The following is a 19,582-nucleotide window of genomic DNA, read 5'->3' on the forward strand; positions in this document are numbered from 1 at the left end:
AACTGGCAGTTTCCACCCATGATAGGCCGAAATCTGACGAGTTTTTAGAAAATGAACAGACCCAAGTCCACATTGGAACAGTGGCGGATCCTGCAGGCCGTCGTCGACTTCGGTGGTTACGCCCAGGCCGCAGAGCAGCTCAACAAGAGCCAATCATCCCTCAACCATGCTGTGGCCAAGCTGCAGCATCAGTTGGGGATCCAACTCCTCGAAGTGCGTGGCCGCAAGGCCTATCTGACCGAATGCGGCGAAGTACTGCTGCGTCGCTCTCGTCACGTCACTCAGGCTGTGGGGGAATTGGAGCAGCTCGCCAGCAATCTGGAACAGGGCTGGGAACCGAGTCTGAGCATCGCCAGGGAGTTGGTCTACCCGATGGATACCCTGACCGAGGCGCTGGCCGCCTTTCTGCCCCAGAGCCGCGGAACCCGGGTCACAGTGCGGGACACAGTGATCAGCGGCACCCAGGAGATGATCAAAAACCATCAGGTAGATATTGCGATTTGCGGTACCCCGCCCATGGGTTATATCTCTGAGCCCCTTTGCGATCTGGACTTCTACCTGTTCTGCCACCCTTCCCATCCGCTGGCGGCCCAAGTGGAAATTGAAGACGACAGAGTGCTGGCCCAACATCTGCAAATTGTGATCAAAGATACCGGCGTCAATAGTCAGCAGGAAATCGGCTGGCTCAAGGCCGAGCAGCGCTGGACCGTCAGCAACTTCCACGAAGCCAAGGTGATCCTGGCCAAAGGCATAGGTTTTTGCTGGATCCCGGCGCATCTGGTCAAGCAGGAGCTGAAAAATGGAGAACTGGTACGCCTCAGTCTCAAAGGTTCCAGCAGCCGCAAGATACTGCTCAGTCTGGTGGTGCCACAGAGAGACAAACAGGGCCCGGCCTGTAAGCTGCTGGAATCACTTATCCTGGCTCAGCATAAATCTGGCTCAGTATAAATCTGAGCTCATTATAAATAGTAAGAAACGGAGCAACTTCATCTTTACCCTGTGACCCTATGGTATGACGTCACGAATATCAGTTAGAAAAAGACTCGAACGGCCCCGGGAGAGCACTATAGTGCTTGTTTTTCACACAGTATTATTGAGGTTTTAACAAAAGCCCCTGAAATTTGAAGATAATCTGGCGCATTATTTCTGTAACATCACAGAAAGTATCGTTAAAGTCATATAGATATAAAACACTGTTGGCAGATAATAGGTTTGGAGACCGCGTATGCGCGTATAGCCGCAAGGGATCTAACTAATACAAAGAGATAGCGATGCGCGTTTACACTCCTCCGAGGACAAGCGTACTATATACAGCTGTTAGACTTTTTGAGGCATCATGGGAACAACTAAACTGAAAAGCTCGGCAATGGCTAAAAGAGGAGTTAATTATGTTCGAAACATAATTGAATCCTCAAACAGTATCTTTCATGAGGTGCACCAAGAAAATGATTATGGTAACGATGCGTTTGTAGAATTAGTAGATGAAGAAGACGTGAAGGGTATTACCGTCGCATTGCAAATCAAGTCGGGAAAATCTTTCTGTACCAATAAATCTTGCTCCATTCCTACTTCTAAAAAACACTTTGAGTACTGGAAGTCACACTCATTACCTGTAATAGGTATTGTCTATGATCCGGATGAAGATGCTGCTTATTGGACGGATATTAAATACCATATTGGCTCCGAACAGGACGTAATAAACAATGGCCCTTACACAGTGACTTTCAATAAAACAGAGTTATCAAGTTTCACGTCTAAAAATTTTGAGAAGATATTCAAGCCCTTACATTTGAAACAAGAGATCAAACTGTCACTTGAGGAATCAATTAAATTTTCTGAATCGAACGACTATACAGAGCACTGTTTAGGCTTAAGTTCATTGGCTCGATGCCATACCCAATCTGAAGAAGCTTGGATGAAAATACTTAATATTTTCAAGAGTTGGGACGTTAACGAGTTAGATCCAGCTATATTGTACTATTTAGCACACATTCCTGGGCACCCTGATATATTCTGGCGTAGCGGGCAAGATATCCCAACTAGCTTAAGGAATAACTTACGCTCATCTATAGCATCTATGTCAGAAAGTGATGTTGTCAAAATGCTGAACTTGCTAGATGAAGACGACTGCTTTGAGCGTGGCTCATTAGGGCAAAATGCTGAATCTCTTATCTCGTTGATTCATGAAAAAGAACTCAAGCTCTTAGCTATCATTGAAAATAAAGAACTAATGACACATACACGTAACTCGGCAGTGATTCTTTATGCTCATTATTTGCAAGAGAAAGCAATTGACATGTTGAAACGGCTTTGGGAAAAGTACCCTGAGTTAAGCTGGACTAAAGAAATGGCTATACAGTTAGAGCAAGAAGGCTACGTATACCTTTACTAAAAAAATCTAACAAACGCCATAAAAAACGCGCCCTTTGGCCGCTCGACTTGCAATACGTTCCTCGCGTTTGTGGCGGGCGTTATATGTATAGGAAAGAGATATGATCGAGAAGCCTAAAGTAACTACGCTTACAGAAGCCAAGGTAATACACAAGCTTCATTGTGGCGAATGCAACTGGAAGCAAGAGATAGCTGCAAACACCGATGCAGAAATTAAGTGTTGCCCTTGGTGTGGATGGAGTGATTTAGACATAAGCACAGTTGCTAATGAAGGTGGCTTTCAAGAAATTGAATGCGAAAAGCACGGTAAAGTAACAGTAATTTTGCCAAGTCCAAATATTGAACCACTAGATTTTATGGATAATTTATTTTGCCCATTCTGCTGAGAATATGGACACCCAGCGTTAATGACGCGGAAGTAAACCCCCGACTATGCTTTGTTTAAGCATTTAACAAGGAGGTTATTATGCCGCGCTCTCGCCGAACTCAAATTAGCCTTGAAGATATGTGAAGCACTAACGACTCTCATCCCGAATGCGCTGCGCCTGTTGCTGTTCAGCGGCTATCACTTCGGCAACTGAACCCGGCTCGAGCTGCAACTCGGCCTTGGGTGGACTGAAAGCCTGTTCATTCAAGGCATTTGACTGCTGCGCTATGGCGCCCATCAGACGAGACAGGCCTATGGGGAAATTTGCAGAATCGCCAGCCTTGGGATAAAAGGAAGGCCCGGACTTTTCAGCCGCCGGATCCGCGGCTCCCAACAGGTTTTGACTCAGCTCAGGCTTTGGCGCGGCGGCAAGTCTCTGGATCCCGGCGTCTTCCCTTGCCTGGTTATATTTACGCATCGCCTCGGCGGCAACCCGGATATCGGCCATGGAAGGATCGACAGGTGCCATCGCCGCCGCATAGACCTGTTTCATTTTCGCCATGGTCGCCAGCGGATCGCCGTTCACCACAGAGACATCTATCTGAACTTCACCTTCCACCGCGTAACGTTTGCCATCGGGTCCTTTCTCGAATTCAAATGCCGGTTGTCCTGCATGGATCCCGCCTACTGCGGCATGAGCCTGTTCATGGGAGCGCACCTGGGTATCGCGCTTCATCAGGGAGTCAATTTCCCGCTCAAGCGCCTGTTGCTCACGACTCTCACGGTTCTGCTGCTGTTTCTGTTGCGCCTCATCCGGCTTGGGTTCGGCGGAGCTTGCCGTATTCGGCTCCCCGGTTGACTGGCGAGCCGCCCCGTCGTCCCCTTCTTTTACGTCGCTGCCTGACTGGCTTGATGAGCGACTCGATGAGCTGCCGGAAGTGTTGTCAAAAGCCTGCTCTGCCCCACCCATAGAGTTGGCGGAAGTATTTGTGCCATTAAAAGCGGGAACATCAGGCGCTTCTCCCGCTAAAGTTACTGGTATAGCAGGGCCGCCGGCAATGTCAGCCCCTTGGCCGGAAAAGGCAGATGCTTGAGCCGATGTCTCCACGAGCGGCATCGATGCTTGAACCTCTCCATGCCAATGGCCGGAGCTGGACAAGGCCGCTGCCCCAAGGGCTCCTTTAGTCAAACTGACCAGTGCTTCCCGCGGCAGCTTTACGGTTTGTGGCTCTGAATGTTGTGCAGCTGAACCTAGGTGCGGGATCGAATTGGCTGTGCTTGTAATGATTGGGCTTTGATTTCCCGAGCTCGGGTTTAATGGGTTCAGGTTTATTAGGCTTGGCTTTACACCATTGACCTGAGAGGGATTTTGAGTGGCGGAGATTTTACCGGCAGGGTTGGCGCTGAGAGGCGATTGGTTTATGGAGCTGCCACTGCTTAAGTTGGCAATTGACGAGCTTGGCCGCCGGGACACGGCTGTTGCCGTCAGCCCCGCGCCGGCCAGCGCGCCAACCATATATTACACCTCGATATCTATGATACTGCCCAAGGTGTCGGATGCGCGCTCAATCACCTCTACTGAAGCTTGACCCTGGGCCTTGGATTCCAATGCCGATACCAGTGCCGAGGTTTTGTCTGCCTCCTCAACCGGGCGGGCCGAATCGGCCTGCTGCGCAGGTGCCGGACGAGCGATATCCACTGTTGCCTGAGTCAGGCCGGACTGGGCGCTTTGCAGCCCTTGAACTCCCGCCGAAAAAGCCGATGGAATTTGCATGATTGCCCCTTGTCTGTATTGGACTGTGGATTGTGGTTCTGTGGTTAAAATCAGTTGCTACCATTTCAACCACAGCTTTGAACGATTATTGGTCAATTCGATGCAAATGTACAGCCTGAAAGGTTTATGCGCCTTGATGGGTTACCGCAAAAGAGGCGCCTGCGAGCCAACTCGCGTCCCAATCTTTCCACACAGGTTGCATGCCTTGTGCTCGAATGGCGCTGACCACCTCAGGGACGGTGCGCTCATCGCTTATCTGGAACTGATCCAGCTGCAACTTGGGATTGCTGTAACCACCGGGCTCTGTTGAGCTGGCAGCACTCACATGGGTGATCCCAAGGGGCAATAGATTGTCCCTGAGTGAGGCGCTCTCCCGGGTAGAGAGACTCAACTCCAGCGCAGGGCTGAACAAGCGCATGGCGCAGATTAGCTGCACCAGTCCGGCATCATCCAGAGTCACAGCCGGCGTTACTCCGCCAACGCAAGGCCTGAGCCTTGGCAGCGAAACGCTGAAGCGGCTACGCCAGTACTTTTGCTGCAGATAGTCCAGGTGCAATCCCATCAGTGCCGAGTCCAGGCGCCAATCATCCAGCCCGAGCAAGACCCCCAGGCCTATCTTGTCGACCCCGGCCCTGGCGGCCCTGTCCGGTGTATTGAGCCTGAAACCAAAGTCCTTTTTATTGCCTCTAAGATGATGGCGGTCATAGGTGGCGGGCTGATAGGTCTCCTGATATACCATCACGGCATCCAGCCCCTCATCAACCAGGCGTCGATAACCCGCTTCTGCGAGGGGCTGCACTTCAATCGCCAGATAGCTGAAGTCCTGCTTGAGCCTCAAAAGCGCCTGGGCAAAATAATCCAGCCCTACCTTGGTTTCATGTTCGCCGGAAACCAGCAACACAGAATCAAAGCCGCGCTGCTTAAGAATGGCAATTTCAGCATCCAGTTCGGCCTGGCTTAGGGTCTTGCGGCGAATTTTATTGCTCATGCTGAAACCGCAATAGTCGCAATCATTGGCGCACAGATTGGAAACATAGAGCGGCGCATAGAGACCTATGTTGGCGCCAAACTTCTTGCGGGTGAGCGCAGCAGAGAGCTGCGCCATAGGCTCGAGAAATTCCCGGGCCGCCGGTGACAAAAGAATGGGCAAGGCCGAGGGATTGTGCGCTATCGTCTCGGGCCGCGCCAGACAACGCTCCACCTCAGCGGCGCTGACACTGGCAATAGCAAGGCGCAGTAGATCTCTGTCGATAGCGGTAAAACGCTCGAGAAAATCAGTCATGGTTTTCTCCCAGATTGAGAAACCCGGTCAGTGGACTGGTGTTTTGGGCTCGATTGCTGATGGCCCCGAGTCCGGCAAGATAGGCTGCTCGCCCGGCGCGCACCGCATCCTTGAAGCTACTCGCCATGGTCACGGGATCCAAGCTGGAGGCGATGGCAGTATTGACCAGCACGGCATCGGCGCCCAACTCCATTGCCCGCATCGCCTGAGACGGCGCCCCAATCCCGGCATCCACCACCACAGGCACATTGGCCTGCTCTATGATGATCTTCAAAAAGGGTTCTGTTGCCAGCCCCTGATTGGAACCTATGGGACTGCCAAGCGGCATCACGGCAGCGCAGCCGACCTCTTCGAGGCGCAAACATAACACGGGATCGGCATGCACATAAGGCAGTACGGTAAAGCCATCGCTGCACAAGACTCGGGCCGCTTCCAGTGTTTCTACCGGATCCGGCAATAGATAACGGGGATCCGGGTGGATCTCCAGCTTCAATAGTTGAGTGCCCAGCATCTCCCGCGCCAGCTCGGCAGCAAAAATTGCCTCCCTGGCATTGCGGGCCCCGGCGGTATTGGGCAGCAGCTGCACGCCGCGCTCTTTGAGCGGTGCCAGCAATTCATCGCTATCCTGGTTAAAATCGAGCCGCTTCATCGCCACTGTGACCAACTCGGCGCCGCTGGCCACGAGCGAGCGTTGCATCAGCTCTGCCGAAGCAAACTTGCCGGTGCCGCCAAACAGCCTGGATTGAAATTCAAACTCGCCAATTTGCAACATATCAACCTCCGGCAACGGCGGAAAACAGCTCGAGACTGTCTCCGCTTTGACATTCAAGCTCTGGCCACTGAGATCTGGGCACTACGGCACCATTACGTACCAGCGCCACGCTGCCAGGCGCTATCTCACACCACTCGAGCAGCTGTAACAGTGTCATAGCCTCAGGCAACTCTTTGACTTGATTGTTTATCTTAATTTGCATCGCAATTCTCCTCACGGCTAAGCTCAGGGCGCCCTGTCATAAATTGGGCTTCGGTTTGATTTCCAGCCTGAGATTGGGTTTGACAGCAAAGACATGCCGGGTCGGCGCAAAGCGCAGCCTCACGTACGCTTAAAGTTCGGCAATCCAAGCTGATGAGCCGTCCCAGGGTGCTGCGCTCTCCAAGCAGAGTATTGATGGCTGCCAGCGACTGCATCGCCGCCAGGGTTTGCACCGCAGGACCCAGCACCCCCATGTCGCGGCAGCGCCCCGAGCCTGTGCTATCCCGCGGGAACAGGCATTCATAACAGCCCGCCTCGGGGTTAAGCCAAGGGGCGGTATGACACAGCAGGCCGGAATCGGCGCTGATCGCCGCCGCAATCAACTCTTTACCCAGCTTCACACAGGCTCGATTAAGGTTATGACGGCAAAGGAAATTATCGCTGGCATCCAATACCAGTGACGCCTCACGAATAAGCTCCGCGCTCTTGGGGCCAAACAGTTCGGGCTCAATCTCAATCAGGCAGTTTGGATAATCGCGCCCCAGCTTTTCCTTGGCCACGTCGACCTTCAAACGGCCGATATCCTGCTCGTTGTAGAGCAGTTGCCTTGGCAGATTACCCAGCTCGACAATATCGGGATCGATAAGAATGAGACGCCCTACTCCGGCGGCGGCCAAAGAGCGCGCCAGATGATGACCAAGGCCTCCGAGCCCCACTATGGCGACCGTCTTGGCCCGTAAGGCAAGCTGCCCCGCTTCTGAGACTCTGGGCAGCAGCAACTGGCTACCGTAACGGATAAAGTCGCGATCGCTCAGCCCGGCATTTTGTTGAGCATAGCTAATCCCGCTTGCAATCGTGGCTGCTCGCCCTAACCAGCTTTGTGTCAGGCGCCTAAATGCCGTTACCGGTTCGGCGGCCTCGGTAATGGCCCGCACCACGGCGACATTGGCCACTCCGGTATGCTTGACGGCATCAAGGTTATGCTCGTCAATGCCGCCAATGGCGACCGTCGGCACCAAGGAGCCGAAGGTTTCGCTATAGGCGCCAAGGCGCGCCAGTCCCTGGGGCAGAGATGGCATCACTTTGGTCTTGGTAGCAAAAATATGCCCGAGGGCCAGATAACTGGGCCTGTGGCGCAATGCAAGCAGCGCCTCGAAATAACCGTGACTGGATAACCCCAGCGCCATACCCGCCCCTTGGATGGCCTCAAGGGATGCCTGGCTGAGATCCTCCTGGCCCAAATGCACGCCAAAGGCGCCGTGGGCAATGGCCAGTTGCCAGTGATCATTGATAAAGACCCGCGCCTGATATTGGTGCCCGAGCGCGATAGCGCGAATGATCGCCTGCTCGGCGCTCGAACCGGGCAGCACTTCCTGCTTGAGCCGCAATTGAATAGTGCGGCAGCCTGCCTTGAGTAAGGCTTCCAGCAATTCGACATCGGCCACGACCGGGTAGATACCCAAATTATGGGGCAACGTTTTGAAGCCTTCAGCACTAACACCTTTAACACCAACGCCTTTAGCACTAACAGCATCAGCAGAGGTTGGTGCTGCAAGCCAAGGGGCGCCAAGCACCTGGGCTGGGTTGGCCCAGGGATAATCCTCCAGCGGCCAGATGACAGGCATAAGCTCGGCGGCCAGACAAGCCCCGGGGCGACCTAAGGGCCCGGGACCAGTGCCTACCCGATAACTCTGCGCCAAGGCGCCATTGATATAGGCCTTGGCCAAGATCAGCGCATCGGGCAAGATCCAGTCGTGGGCCAAAAATGCCGCTATAGCACTGGATAGCGTGCAACCGCTGCCATGGTTGTTGCTGGATGCTTGTCTTGGGCTCGCCAACACAAACCCCTGCCGTTGATGCAACCCGGAGCTGTGAGGCAAGTCTTTAAAAAGCAATAAGTCTTCTGCCAGACCGCGCGCGACCCCCGCCTCGAAATCCCCGCCCTTGGCCAAGAGATGGCAAGGCAGTTCGTTTGCCAGGCAAGTTGCCGCATCTTGCCAGGAAGAAAAGTCATGAATATCGCTGCGACTCAGCAACGCCAGCTCGTGAATATTCGGGGTCAGCACAGTGGAGAGCGCCGCCAGCGGCCGGTAATCCAGCCGCGCTGCGCCCGTTGCAGTGCTCTTTGAGAGAGCATCGCCGCAACTGGCCACCATGACGGGGTCGACCACCAAAGGAACATCAGGCAGGTGCCGAGCCAACCAGTCACAAAGCTGCTGCAGCTGCGCTTGATTGGCGAGCAAACCGATTTTTATCGCCTTGGGCGGCAAGTCACCGAGCAGAGCATTGAGTTGCGCTAGCAACATCTCCTCGCTCACCGCCTCGGTTAGCGTCACTGCCACACTGCTCTGGGCGGTCAAAGTGGTGATGACAGAGCAGCCATGACAGCCAAGATTACTCAAGGTGGCCAGATCGGCCTGGATCCCTGCGCCGCCGCCACTGTCTGAGCCGGCTATGCTCCAGACTATCGGCCTTTTATCAGCCGCCATTTCAGGCTTCCTCTTCATAGCGTGTAGCCTCTGGCTCGGGATTGGACTTGGACTTGGACTTGGGATTGGACAAGGACTTTTCGGCTGCTGTAGCCGGATGATACAGGGCGCTGCCAGCGGCCTTGAACTGCGCCGACATCCGCGCCATCCCCGCCTCGGCATCCAGTACTTCCAGCGGCTGTGCCGTCAGTTCTTCAGCCTGCACAGGCTCGGTTTGGCGCTCTGCCGAGTCTGCCCCTGATGAATCCCCCGAAGCCACCTGAGATGCAGCCAGAGACGCTGCATAGTCGCGTACATCCTGGGTGATTTTCATCGAGCAGAACTTGGGTCCGCACATGGAGCAAAAATGCGCCACCTTGGCAGACTCCTGAGGCAGAGATTCATCGTGGAACGCCCGGGCGGTATCGGGATCCAACCCCAGGTTGTATTGATCTTCCCAGCGAAACTCGAATCTGGCCTTGGACAACGCATTGTCGCGCAGCTGGGCACCTGGATGTCCCTTGGCGACATCGGCGGCATGCGCCGCAATTTTGTATGCAATAAGCCCTTGTTTAACGTCTTCCTTGTTAGGTAAACCCAGATGCTCCTTGGGGGTCACATAACAGAGCATGGCGCAGCCGTACCAGGCAATCATCGCCGCGCCTATGCCAGAGGTGAAATGATCATAGCCGGGCGCAATATCCGTGGTCTGGGGCCCCAAGGTGTAGAAAGGCGCCTCATCACAGTACTCAAGCTGCTTGTCCATATTCTCCTTGATCAGCTGCATAGGAATATGGCCCGGCCCTTCGATTATGGTCTGCACATCGTATTCCCAGGCGATTTTCACCAGCTCACCCAAGGTTTCCAGCTCGGCAAACTGAGCCTCGTCGTTGGCATCGGCAATCGAGCCGGGGCGCATGCCGTCACCGAGCGACAGAGAAACATCATAGGCGGCGCAAAGCTCACAGATGTCGCGGAAATGGCTGTAGAGGAAGTTTTCCTTATGATGGCTCAGGCACCACTTGGCCATAATGGAGCCGCCACGGGACACCATGCCGGTCACCCGATTGGCCGTCATGGGCACATAGCGCAGCAAGACCCCGGCATGAATGGTGAAGTAATCCACCCCTTGTTCGGCCTGCTCTATCAGGGTGTCGCGAAACACTTCCCAGCTGAGATCTTCGGCAATGCCGTTGACCTTTTCCAGCGCCTGATAGATGGGCACGGTACCTATGGGCACAGGCGAGTTGCGCACTATCCATTCGCGGGTTTCGTGGATATAACGGCCGGTAGACAGATCCATTACCGTATCGGCGCCCCAACGGGTGGCCCACACCAGTTTTTCCACCTCTTCCTCAATGGAAGAGGTCACTGCCGAATTACCGATATTGGCGTTGACCTTCACCAAAAAGTTGCGGCCGATAATCATAGGCTCGGCTTCCGGATGGTTGATGTTGGCGGGAATGATGGCGCGGCCACGGGCCACTTCGCTGCGAACAAACTCAGGGGTTATCGGCGTGGCAACTATAGCGCCAAAGGCTTCTCCTTTGGCTTTGCGGGCCAGTTGCGGATCTTTGGCAAGCGCTTCGTTGGCCCGGGCCATATTTTCACGAATGGCGATATATTCCATTTCAGGAGTGATAATACCGGCGCGGGCGTAATGCAATTGGGTCACCCGCTTACCCGGCTTGGCCCGGCGCGGTTTGGGCAAAGCGTCGAATCTCAAATGATCCAGCCCTTCATCCGCCAGTCGCTGCTGGGTAAAACTGGAGCTGACCGAAGTCAGCTCTTGCGTATCATCACGCTCTAGGATCCAGCCCTGGCGCAGTTTATCCAGGCCCTGGCGCACATTGATAGCCGCGTTGGGATCTGAATAAGGGCCGGCACAATCATAAACACGTACGGCGGGATTGGGTTCAAATTGCTCACTGCCATCTTGGGTTGGTATTCGGGTGTCTGTCTGCCTGATTTGGCGCATGGCAACCTGAATATCGGCCCGGGAGCCCTGAACAAACAGCTTCTGTGAATTGGGATGCTGCAAGGGTTTAAGGTTATCGATAAAGGCCTGGGCGGCCTCACGGGTTTGACGACGATTGGATTGACGATTTGACATAAGCAAGCTCACTCTTTTGGAAAATGAAATTGCTTGTCAGGAGAGTTGAATAATAAGCGGCGCGAGCTGACTGGTTAAACTCCTTGATTTGGAGTCCTCCTCCGGCGGTGTTGGCGGACTGACCTCGTGGTTTCAGGTCAGTTCAATGTCCGCTTGAGAAGCCAGATATCGCCTCGGCTCTTTTAGCCTTTGGCATAGATTTTTGCTCGCAGTGGCTGCGGTAATGCTGCAGCTGAATGCTTGTTTCCTTCGCAGGTGCTAGCCTGATCAGGTTCAACGGATCCCGAATAAACGGTCTCAGCCCAGAGGGCACTCCGACAAGATTGCTGCCGAGTATAAGCACAAGCCGAAGCGGGAAACAAGCCCAACAGCAAAACGAGCCACAGGGTTAAATCCATTAAAATCACAACTTAATTATTTGAATTTAATTATAATATTAGCATCAGTTAAGAAATAAATCGATTTCAAATCAAATAAATTGATTGCAAAATTCACTTGCCAAGCCGCTTAAGACGGCTGGCCACCGCCTCCTTGAGCGCTTTTTCCATCTCTGTCTGACCGCACTTAAATGGAAACCCCAAGTTTTCGGCATAGGGATTGAGTGGAGTCGGCACCTTGACGACCCGATAGCAGGTATCACCATCCTTGACGATACGGTTGGGGTCGAGCGGCAGGTCCAAACTGGCCACTTTATTGAAATCATCGGCGTCATTGACCCAAAGCACCTCCATCTCCCCATCCATTTCACTGAGGCTCTTACGTTCCGTGGCCTTATCCGCATATTGCTGTGATAACTGCTGCAGCGCCTGCTGTTGAGAGTGTTGCAATACTTTTCGGGCAGACTTTAATGCGCTTGAACTGAAGTCCAGTTTAGCTTGCTCTGCTGGCTGCGGTCTAAAGTCATTTGCTCGCTCTGGCGCAGATACGGCTGCATTATTTGTTTCTTCAATGACTCGACCAATAGACGTAACGCTTTGAGCCCGAGTCTTGGGGATGCTTTGCTCATTCAGGTCTTGCACAGCCACTTGTTCAGTCTCTTGCACCGACTCTTCGGCGACCTGTTTTTGTGGCTCAGTGTTTTGTTGCTCGGTTTTTTGTGGCTCAGCTTTTTGAACCTCTATCGCTTCCTTGGGCTGGGTTATTGCTTCTTCGGCCAAGGCTTCCGGCACTGGCGTCAACGGTTTGGGGCTGGGCTGACTGAAATACAGATAGGATTGCAGTGCCTTGGGTTTGGCAGGCTTCGTCACGCCCCTTTGCCATTCTGCTTGCTGCCAAAACCAGGATAACCCCAGCAATAGTAATAAGTGCGCGGCTCCCGCCGCAGTCCAACTGCTGAAGGCGTTGCCCTTTGCCTCACCATCCCCCTGCTCTGCTTTTTTGGCCATGCCAACTTGCGCCAGGCATTGGGGTTGAAACCCAAGCTGTTGACTAAAAGGCGATTGGGCAAAGAAAGGGGCAATCGAATGTGATTGAGAATGGCTTGGTTGGCAGGAACAGGGATTAATGATTTCAACCAGACCAAGCTCAAAGGCAGCATCCCTAGACGGAATGCTGATGCTCAAGCTTGCCATTGCCGCTGAGCTTTTGTCTCGGCGGGCAATAAACTTGTCTGGAAGATGAGGCATAAGCCGCTGATTTATCCGTCGCCAAATGTAAACTCAGTGTTAGAGAAAACCCTCGGCAAAAAGTTCATTCCCTTGTTTGAAAAGCAATTTACGCTACAAACTCAAATCGATGGCTTCAAGCAAAACAGGTAATCCCTTTGTCTAATAAGGCTGACGGGATCCTCTGAACAAAATAACTGTAAAAAGCAACTTGGAAGCCGGGCAATGAGTTGTTAAGGTGCAACATTAGACGTTGGTAAAAAATGCAGACGATACGGTTCAAAAAATAAATTTATCTCAGCGAACAGCTGTACATTTTTATCTAGCCAGAGTCCTGTGGTGCTGTTAGACTCACTTTCAATGAGGTCGAACCAGAAGAGTCAATCATGTCCAACAGTAAAGCTTCAGTCACTGCATCTCAATTTAATAGCCAATTTTCAACTGGATATAGTCTAAATGAAGAGATAGCCAATGCCGTCAGCCATGGTTTGGGGGTGATTGCCGGCATTCTGGGCTTGGTGTTGATGTTGCTCAAGGGCTGGCATTCGCTGGACGCCATTCAGTTAACAGGTGTAACTATTTATGGCAGCAGTATTATCCTGCTGTTTCTCTGCTCAACCCTGTATCACAGTATTCCGCACCCAGTGTGGAAAAGACGCCTCAAGATGCTGGATCACTGCGCCATCTATCTGTTGATCGCCGGAACCTATACCCCGCTGATGTTAATTACTTTGGCCGATGCCCAGGAGGAATGGGTGCTGGTGGCCATCTGGTCGTTGGCACTGGGGGGAATAGTGTTCAAGAGCTGCTTTATTCACAGATTCAAGGCGCTGAGCCTAGTACTGTATCTGGCCATGGGCTGGCTCTGCGTCGCCGTGTTGCCTGAGCTTATCGATAACCTGTCAACAGCCGGGTTCAACTTGCTGTTGGCAGGGGGGCTGAGCTACAGCTTGGGGGTGATCTTCTACGCTACCAAGGCGATCCCTTTCAATCATGCCATCTGGCATCTGTTTGTGTTGGGCGGCGCCGTTTGCCATTTCCTGTGTGTTTATCTGACGGTGATCTAACGCAGGCGAATAGACTTAACTCAGTGCCGCCGTAGAGAGACGGCTTCCGGCTTGCTGTGCCAACTCTAGTGCAGCTAGGCCGGAGCTCTTATTTCAGCCTGCCATTGATTAAACTCACTGAGTAACCGCCTGGCGGCGATACTATAGTCTCCCCCCAAGTTTTGCCAAACAGCCGCAATACATTCCAAGGTACATAACCCGCCCTGGCGCTGATTGCGCCGTAAGCGAAACGCCGAGCCCTGCTCTGCTTGCAGTTCGACTCTTGCAAGCGACTGCAGATAGGGGCTTTGGCGATACATCTTGCCGGCCTCCTGCCAGGTTGCATCGAGTATGACCAGCGAATTTAAATTCTGAGCAACGTCTTGAGGCCAGGTTGCGCCCTGAACCGGGCTTTGGTTTAGGTTTGAACTTGGGCTTTGGTTTTGGCTTAAGTTTGGGCTTTCATTTGCAGCTTGAGCTCGCGAAATGCTTTCTTCGGAAGTATTTTCTTCGGTTTGCGGATAGAGTAAGGCGGTTCGCCCCAAAGACAAGTGCTCCATTAACCAAGCATCCGGAGCTTTACGCGCCCACAATACCCGTTTACACAGAGTCGGATAAGCATTAAGCGCCAGGGTGGCGGTGTTACTGGCTCGATTCAGCTCTCTTTCATGTGTCAGCAGGATTATTTTCACAGGCAGTTGCAGCTTAAAATGGGTTATCGGTTAATGGAAATCCCGCGAGTGTACCACCAGCGCGTGCATACTACCCGAGATATCCTCCAGCCGACCGGCCAGCAGATGCAATACGCCGGACGAAAATTCCACGACCCCGCTCACCTTGAGGATCCTGGCGCTTAAATAAGCCTGTCTCTGGGCCCTGGCCGTATCACTCCATACCACCAGATTAACATTACCGGTTTCATCTTCGAGGGTGATGAAGGTGACACCACTGGCGCTGCCAGGCCTTTGCCTGCCGACCACCAGCCCGGCCACAGTCACATTCTGGCCATGACGGCACTGCCACAAAGAGGCGGCGCTGTGACACTTGCCGAGTAACCCCTGCTCTCTGAGCAGTGCCAGAGGATGGCGCCCCAGAGTTAGTCCGGTACAGGCGTAGTCAGCCAGCAAGGCATCGACTTCAGTGACCTCAGGCAAGGCGGTTTCAGGGCGAAAATCGGCCTCGTCCGGCTGCTCAAACAAAGGCAAACTCTGCTGACGGGCGGCCAACTGCCACCTGATCTGATGGCGATCGCCCCCCAGGGTAGCAAAGGCATTGGCGCTGCCCAGCGCCTCCTGCTCACGCCTTGGCAGTGCCAGAGCCGCCAACTGCGACAAGTGGGTAAAGCCCTCGCCCCGACCCGCTACTATCTTGGCGGCGCTGTGCTCGGATAATCCCTTGACCAACCTGAACCCGAGGCGCAGTGCCAAAGAGCCATCGGTTTGTCGCTCCAGTGTGCTGTGCCACTGACTGAGGTTGATGCAAACCGGCAACACCAGGCTGCCATGATGACGAAGATCCTGAATAAGCTGTGACGGGCTGTAAAAACCCATGGGTTGACTGTTGAGCAAGGCGCAGCAAAACGCCACCGGGTAATAGTGTTTGAGAAAGGCCGAAACATAGGCCAGGAGTGCAAAGCTGGCCGAATGAGACTCGGGAAAACCATATTCGCCGAAGCCGCGGATCTGGCTGAATATCTGCCTGGCAAAGGTGTCACTATAGCCTCGGGCCGTCATCCCCTGAAGCAGCTTGTGTTCAAATTGCTCCAGCTCACCACTGCGTTTCCAGCTGGCCATGGCTCGGCGCAGCTGATCGGCTTCCCCGCCACTGAAACCGGCGGCGACCATGGCCAATTGGATCACCTGCTCCTGAAAAATGGGCACCCCCATAGTGCGTGACAATACACTTTCCACCTCGGCCGAAGGAAAAGTAACCGGCTCGATTCTATCGCGGCGGCGCAGAAAGGGATGCACCATGTCTCCTTGAATTGGGCCCGGGCGCACTATGGCTATCTGTATTACCAGATCGTAGTAGCAGGCGGGTTTGAGCCTGGGCAGCATGCTGGTCTGGGCTCGTGACTCCACCTGAAACACCCCCATGCTGTCGCCCTGCTGCAACATACGATAGACGGCCGGATCTTCCCAGCGAATATCCGACATGGCAAAGGGACGAATGTGACGGGAGATCAACCCGAAACATTTGCGGATCGCGGTCAGCATTCCCAACGCCAATACATCGACCTTCAACAGCCCCAGACTCTCGAGATCATCCTTGTCCCATTGGATCACAGTGCGCTTGGCCATGGCGGCATTCTCTACCGGCACCAGCTCGGCCAATGGCCCGGCCGAAATCACAAAGCCGCCGACATGTTGCGACAAGTGCCTTGGAAAACCCATCAGGGTCTCCACCAGCGGCAACAACCACTGCCCCAAACCTTGTTGTGGCAACAGCTTGCCTTGTTGCAACTGCTGCTGCCAAGGCACTTGCGGATCGCGGCGATCGACAGCGCCTATCAGCTCATCCAGCCGTTGCTCGCTGAGCCCCAGAGCCTTACCAACATCTTTCATGGCACTCTTGAAACGATAAGTGATCACACTGGCGGCCAGGGCTGCACGCTCGCGACCATATTTTTGGTAGATATACTGGATCACCTCTTCGCGGCGTTCATGTTCAAAATCGACATCGATATCCGGCGGCTCATGGCGCTCCTTGGAAATAAAACGCTCAAACAGCATGTTGACCTTGGTAGGATCCACCTCGGTGATCCCAAGGCAATAACAGACCACAGAGTTGGCGGCCGAGCCTCGTCCCTGATGCAGTATCCCTTGCCTGGTGGCAAAACAGACCAGATCATAGATGGTCAGGAAAAAGTATTCATAATTGAGCTCGGCAATCAGCTTGAGTTCGCGCCGATACTGAGTCTGCACTTCAGGTGGAACCGCCTCGCCAAAACGCCTGCGGGCGCCCTTTTCCACCTCTTGCGCCAGATATTCACTGGCACTTAGGCCGCTTGCCACCAACTCGGCCGGGTACTCATACTTGAGTTCATCCAGACTGAAATGGCACCGGGACGCCAGCTCACAGCTCCTTGCCAACCAGGCTTGAGGGTGACGCCTGGCCATAGTTGTTATCGGCTTAAGCGCCATTTCGGCATTGCCTGATAACAGCTCGCCGGCCATAGGCACGGCGCGGCCATGGCGGATACAGCTGAGCACATCGTGCAGCCTTTGCCGCTCTGCAAGATGCATCTGCACATTACCGGCGGCGACACAAGGAAGGGAAAAATGATTCGACAGCGCCTCACAGGCCTCGAGGTACCAGGCCTCTCCGGGTTGCAATTGCCGCTCCATCAAGAGATAAAGCGGCAGTGAAAACGCGGCTTTGACCCGTGCCGCCAGGGCATTCAACTGTGCCAGACTGCGCTGCTGCTGCGTCAGCCAAGGGGGTTGCTGACTTGGGGTTTGGTGAGTAGAGCTTTTCAAGTCGGCTTGCGCCAGCAACTCGCTCACTGATGGCGGCCGCCACAGGCAAAAGCAGCCGCGGTCAATGACCGCAAAATCATCCAGGGTTAACCGATACTTGCCCTTTTCGGCCCGGCGCCGCCCTTTAGTTATCAGAGTGCTGATAAGACCATAGCCCCGGCGATTTCTTGCCAGCAGTACCAGGCAGCCTTCCGGCAGGTGGAATTCGGCGCCGACAATCAGCTTGATACCGCTTTGTTTGGTGGCCTCATGCGCCTTGACCACACCCGCCAGAGAGCACTCGTCGGTAATGGCGATGGCCTCATAGCCCAGTTTGGCGGCCTGCTGCACCAACTCATCCGGGTGAGAAGCCCCGCGCAAAAAGCTGTAATTGGAAATAGCATGCAATTCGGCGTACATCAGCTGAACCAAGCATGAAGAAAGAGCCCATTAGCGGTGCGAAACAGCCAACACAGACCACCGCTCTCCTTATGATGGGCAAGAAAATAATCCCGGCAGGGAAAAGGCCCTGAATGCCAGGGGCTCTGTAACCTTTCCGGCCCCCTAAGCAGCTCCACGGCTTCAGGAGCAATGGCTTGCGGCTCTTGCAGCAGCCAAAGAGGCCGCAGCGCCAGCGACGGCTGAACAGGCGGCCTTGCCGGTGGCGGCCAACGAGTCAGGGGAGCCGCAGTACTGGCCAGTTCAGGCATGGGATCGGCCGCCAACACCAAAGAGCGCACCTTATGATTACCTAATCTGGCCTGTAATCTGGCGAGTAATTGATTGGCATCCTGTTGCTGCCCTTCTCTGGACTCGGTCAGCGCTCGACTGCCCTGCTGCTGCGACACAAACTGCCTGGCTCGCAGCTCAATATCGACGACCGGGCTCGGCAGTTGCAATCCTTCCAGCTGTAAGCGGCAGAGCTGAGATAGTCCCTGCAGTTGATATTCCCCGAAGGGATAGTTGAGTGTCAGTTGCAGCGCCGGCGTCTCTGGCTCGCGAAACTTCAGCCACAGCTCCAAGTGTTGCACCGCCAACTGCCTGATCCGCAAATAGGTTGCCAATTCCCCCAGCAACTTTTGCAATGGAAACAGCAATCCCTGAACCCACTCAACATCATGCAGCAAGGTCAACCTGGCCTGAAACTGTTCGGGTAACTCATATCCCTTGCGGCAACAGGGCAAACGCCCCTGAATTTGTGCCAACAGCTGCAGCAAACCTTGACCAAAGCGCCGCCCCAACTCGGCAAGGGGTAAGGCATCAAGCATGGCTAGCGTCGTCAGCCCAAGCGCGCCGAGCCGTTGCCGTTCCTCTTGGGTTAATGGCAGCAAATCCAGTGGTAAATCCGGCGGTAAGCCGTGATGCACCTTGAGGCGCCCGGCTTTTTCAGCTGTGGGCGTGCTCATGAAGGCAGCTGATACCGCGCTGATGCCGACGTGAGTATGCCGCGCCAATATCGCCGCATCCAGCGGTCTGTGTGCCAGCACCAATGAGCATTCCAGACCATAGTCGGCGACTTTGTTGAGATAAGCCTCGACAATGGCGCTCAAACTGCCAAACAGTTTAACCATGGATCCCACTTCCAGCAGCAGGGTATCTGTAGGCCAGCGCGCATCGGCCGCGTTTTTGGCAGCTTGTTCAGTAAGTCCGGATAACAACGGCGGCCAGACTCTGGCGCTGAAATCATAGCTCCACTGACATAACCAATCCCGCAACGCCTCGCTGTCCACCTCCTGCAGCGGCCAGAGTTGCAACTCCCCCAACAGCGACTGAGCGCTGCCGATACTCATCCCCGCTGTAACGCCTTTTGCTTGAGCGGCGGGACAGGCCGAATGTATAACCAGCTTCCGGCTGTCATACAAGGCCATGGGGACTTGGGGATCAAAAGGCTCTGACGCCGCAGCGGTTGGCACTGCTTTTGGTTGATTTTGGGTTTGGGGCTGAGTTTGAACGCGTGTTTGAACCTGAGCCGTACCACTTCCTGTCATAGTGTCGGTCATAGTACCTGTCATAGAGCCCGCCATATTGCCCAGCATAGCCAGGCGGTAACGCTGATATTGCAGCAATAGCTGTGGAAACCAGACTCCCATCCATACCTGGGGCATC

15 protein-coding genes and 1 riboswitch are annotated in these 19,582 nt (G+C 54.1%); of the genes, 4 read left to right on the plus strand and 11 right to left on the minus strand.

Annotated elements, in window-relative coordinates; genetic code table 11:
- Nucleotides 1–51 precede the first annotated feature (51 nt).
- The 3 genes from WKR14_RS11015 to WKR14_RS11025 all read left to right on the plus strand — a co-directional run bounded on the left by WKR14_RS11015 (nt 52) and on the right by WKR14_RS11025 (nt 2,777).
- Entirely contained in the window at nt 52–948 is an 897-nt protein-coding gene (locus WKR14_RS11015; protein WP_339086108.1) for a LysR family transcriptional regulator, read from the plus strand.
- Between the two features lie 388 nt (nt 949–1,336).
- On the plus strand, nt 1,337–2,392 hold the full coding sequence (locus tag WKR14_RS11020; protein ID WP_234554781.1) for a DUF4365 domain-containing protein: 1,056 nt from the start codon (nt 1,337–1,339) through the stop codon (nt 2,390–2,392).
- Nucleotides 2,393–2,492: 100 nt separating this feature from the next.
- Nucleotides 2,493–2,777 (plus strand): hypothetical protein, encoded by a 285-nt coding sequence (locus tag WKR14_RS11025; RefSeq protein WP_234554783.1) that lies wholly within the window; start codon nt 2,493–2,495, stop codon nt 2,775–2,777.
- A gap of 129 nt (nt 2,778–2,906) precedes the next feature.
- Here the strand turns inward: WKR14_RS11025 and WKR14_RS11030 are convergent, their stop codons facing one another.
- The 8 genes from WKR14_RS11030 to WKR14_RS11065 form a co-directional block, all read right to left on the minus strand.
- The gene (locus tag WKR14_RS11030) at nt 2,907–3,875 is read right to left on the minus strand and encodes a putative metalloprotease CJM1_0395 family protein (protein ID WP_420884220.1); all 969 of its coding nucleotides are present in this window, start codon (nt 3,873–3,875) and stop codon (nt 2,907–2,909) included.
- A 402-nt stretch (nt 3,876–4,277) separates the two neighbouring features.
- Nucleotides 4,278–4,532, minus strand: coding sequence for a hypothetical protein (locus tag WKR14_RS11035; protein WP_025888106.1), 255 nt, complete (start codon nt 4,530–4,532; stop codon nt 4,278–4,280).
- A 124-nt stretch (nt 4,533–4,656) separates the two neighbouring features.
- Nucleotides 4,657–5,814, minus strand: a complete 1,158-nt coding sequence (thiH, locus tag WKR14_RS11040; protein WP_248952633.1) for a 2-iminoacetate synthase ThiH — start codon at nt 5,812–5,814, stop codon at nt 4,657–4,659.
- Complete coding sequence (locus WKR14_RS11045; protein ID WP_234554789.1) at nt 5,807–6,586, minus strand: thiazole synthase; 780 nt, start codon at nt 6,584–6,586, stop codon at nt 5,807–5,809. Before WKR14_RS11045 ends, thiH begins: the two co-directional genes overlap by 8 nt.
- 1 nt (nt 6,587) lies before the next feature.
- On the minus strand, nt 6,588–6,788 hold the full coding sequence (gene thiS / locus WKR14_RS11050; RefSeq protein ID WP_100143590.1) for a sulfur carrier protein ThiS: 201 nt from the start codon (nt 6,786–6,788) through the stop codon (nt 6,588–6,590).
- Nucleotides 6,778–9,276 (minus strand): bifunctional hydroxymethylpyrimidine kinase/phosphomethylpyrimidine kinase, encoded by a 2,499-nt coding sequence (locus WKR14_RS11055; RefSeq protein WP_248952634.1) that lies wholly within the window; start codon nt 9,274–9,276, stop codon nt 6,778–6,780. Before WKR14_RS11055 ends, thiS begins: the two co-directional genes overlap by 11 nt.
- A gap of 1 nt (nt 9,277) precedes the next feature.
- Nucleotides 9,278–11,368, minus strand: coding sequence for a phosphomethylpyrimidine synthase ThiC (thiC, locus tag WKR14_RS11060; protein ID WP_339086119.1), 2,091 nt, complete (start codon nt 11,366–11,368; stop codon nt 9,278–9,280).
- Nucleotides 11,369–11,595: 227 nt separating this feature from the next.
- Nucleotides 11,596–11,695: riboswitch (TPP riboswitch) on the minus strand.
- A 164-nt stretch (nt 11,696–11,859) separates the two neighbouring features.
- Nucleotides 11,860–12,753, minus strand: a complete 894-nt coding sequence (locus WKR14_RS11065) for a hypothetical protein (protein ID WP_234554794.1) — start codon at nt 12,751–12,753, stop codon at nt 11,860–11,862.
- 605 nt (nt 12,754–13,358) lie between these two features.
- Here WKR14_RS11065 and trhA point away from each other — a divergent pair.
- A complete protein-coding gene (trhA, locus tag WKR14_RS11070) occupies nt 13,359–14,039 on the plus strand; it encodes a PAQR family membrane homeostasis protein TrhA (RefSeq protein ID WP_224866594.1) in 681 nt (226 codons plus the stop codon).
- Between the two features lie 74 nt (nt 14,040–14,113).
- Here trhA and WKR14_RS11075 read toward each other — a convergent pair whose 3' ends face one another.
- The 3 genes from WKR14_RS11075 to WKR14_RS11085 are packed head-to-tail and all read right to left on the minus strand — an operon-like array spanning nt 14,114 to nt 19,581.
- Nucleotides 14,114–14,710, minus strand: coding sequence for a tRNA-uridine aminocarboxypropyltransferase (locus tag WKR14_RS11075; protein ID WP_234554796.1), 597 nt, complete (start codon nt 14,708–14,710; stop codon nt 14,114–14,116).
- A 30-nt stretch (nt 14,711–14,740) separates the two neighbouring features.
- Nucleotides 14,741–17,896, minus strand: a complete 3,156-nt coding sequence (locus tag WKR14_RS11080; RefSeq protein WP_339086125.1) for an error-prone DNA polymerase — start codon at nt 17,894–17,896, stop codon at nt 14,741–14,743.
- Nucleotides 17,896–19,581, minus strand: coding sequence for a Y-family DNA polymerase (locus WKR14_RS11085; protein ID WP_286995440.1), 1,686 nt, complete (start codon nt 19,579–19,581; stop codon nt 17,896–17,898). Before WKR14_RS11085 ends, WKR14_RS11080 begins: the two co-directional genes overlap by 1 nt.
- Nucleotide 19,582 lies beyond the last annotated feature (1 nt).

The sequence above is a fragment of the Shewanella chilikensis genome (assembly GCF_037953065.1).
Taxonomy (GTDB): Bacteria; Pseudomonadota; Gammaproteobacteria; order Enterobacterales; family Shewanellaceae; genus Shewanella; species Shewanella chilikensis.

Excerpts from the sequence above, each read along its gene's own strand:
- WKR14_RS11015 (WP_339086108.1), top strand. The coding sequence starts at position 52 with ATGAACAGACCCAAGTCCACATTGGAACAGTGGCGGATCCTGCAGGCC.
- WKR14_RS11020 (WP_234554781.1), top strand. The coding sequence starts at position 1,337 with ATGGGAACAACTAAACTGAAAAGCTCGGCAATGGCTAAAAGAGGAGTT.
- WKR14_RS11025 (WP_234554783.1), top strand. The coding sequence starts at position 2,493 with ATGATCGAGAAGCCTAAAGTAACTACGCTTACAGAAGCCAAGGTAATA.
- WKR14_RS11030 (WP_420884220.1), bottom strand. The coding sequence starts at position 3,875 with ATGCCGCTCGTGGAGACATCGGCTCAAGCATCTGCCTTTTCCGGCCAA.
- WKR14_RS11035 (WP_025888106.1), bottom strand. The coding sequence starts at position 4,532 with ATGCAAATTCCATCGGCTTTTTCGGCGGGAGTTCAAGGGCTGCAAAGC.
- thiH (WP_248952633.1), bottom strand. The coding sequence starts at position 5,814 with ATGACTGATTTTCTCGAGCGTTTTACCGCTATCGACAGAGATCTACTG.
- WKR14_RS11045 (WP_234554789.1), bottom strand. The coding sequence starts at position 6,586 with ATGTTGCAAATTGGCGAGTTTGAATTTCAATCCAGGCTGTTTGGCGGC.
- thiS (WP_100143590.1), bottom strand. The coding sequence starts at position 6,788 with ATGCAAATTAAGATAAACAATCAAGTCAAAGAGTTGCCTGAGGCTATG.
- WKR14_RS11055 (WP_248952634.1), bottom strand. The coding sequence starts at position 9,276 with ATGGCGGCTGATAAAAGGCCGATAGTCTGGAGCATAGCCGGCTCAGAC.
- thiC (WP_339086119.1), bottom strand. The coding sequence starts at position 11,368 with ATGTCAAATCGTCAATCCAATCGTCGTCAAACCCGTGAGGCCGCCCAG.
- WKR14_RS11065 (WP_234554794.1), bottom strand. The coding sequence starts at position 12,753 with ATGGCCAAAAAAGCAGAGCAGGGGGATGGTGAGGCAAAGGGCAACGCC.
- trhA (WP_224866594.1), top strand. The coding sequence starts at position 13,359 with ATGTCCAACAGTAAAGCTTCAGTCACTGCATCTCAATTTAATAGCCAA.
- WKR14_RS11080 (WP_339086125.1), bottom strand. The coding sequence starts at position 17,896 with ATGTACGCCGAATTGCATGCTATTTCCAATTACAGCTTTTTGCGCGGG.
- WKR14_RS11085 (WP_286995440.1), bottom strand. The coding sequence starts at position 19,581 with ATGCCCCAGGTATGGATGGGAGTCTGGTTTCCACAGCTATTGCTGCAA.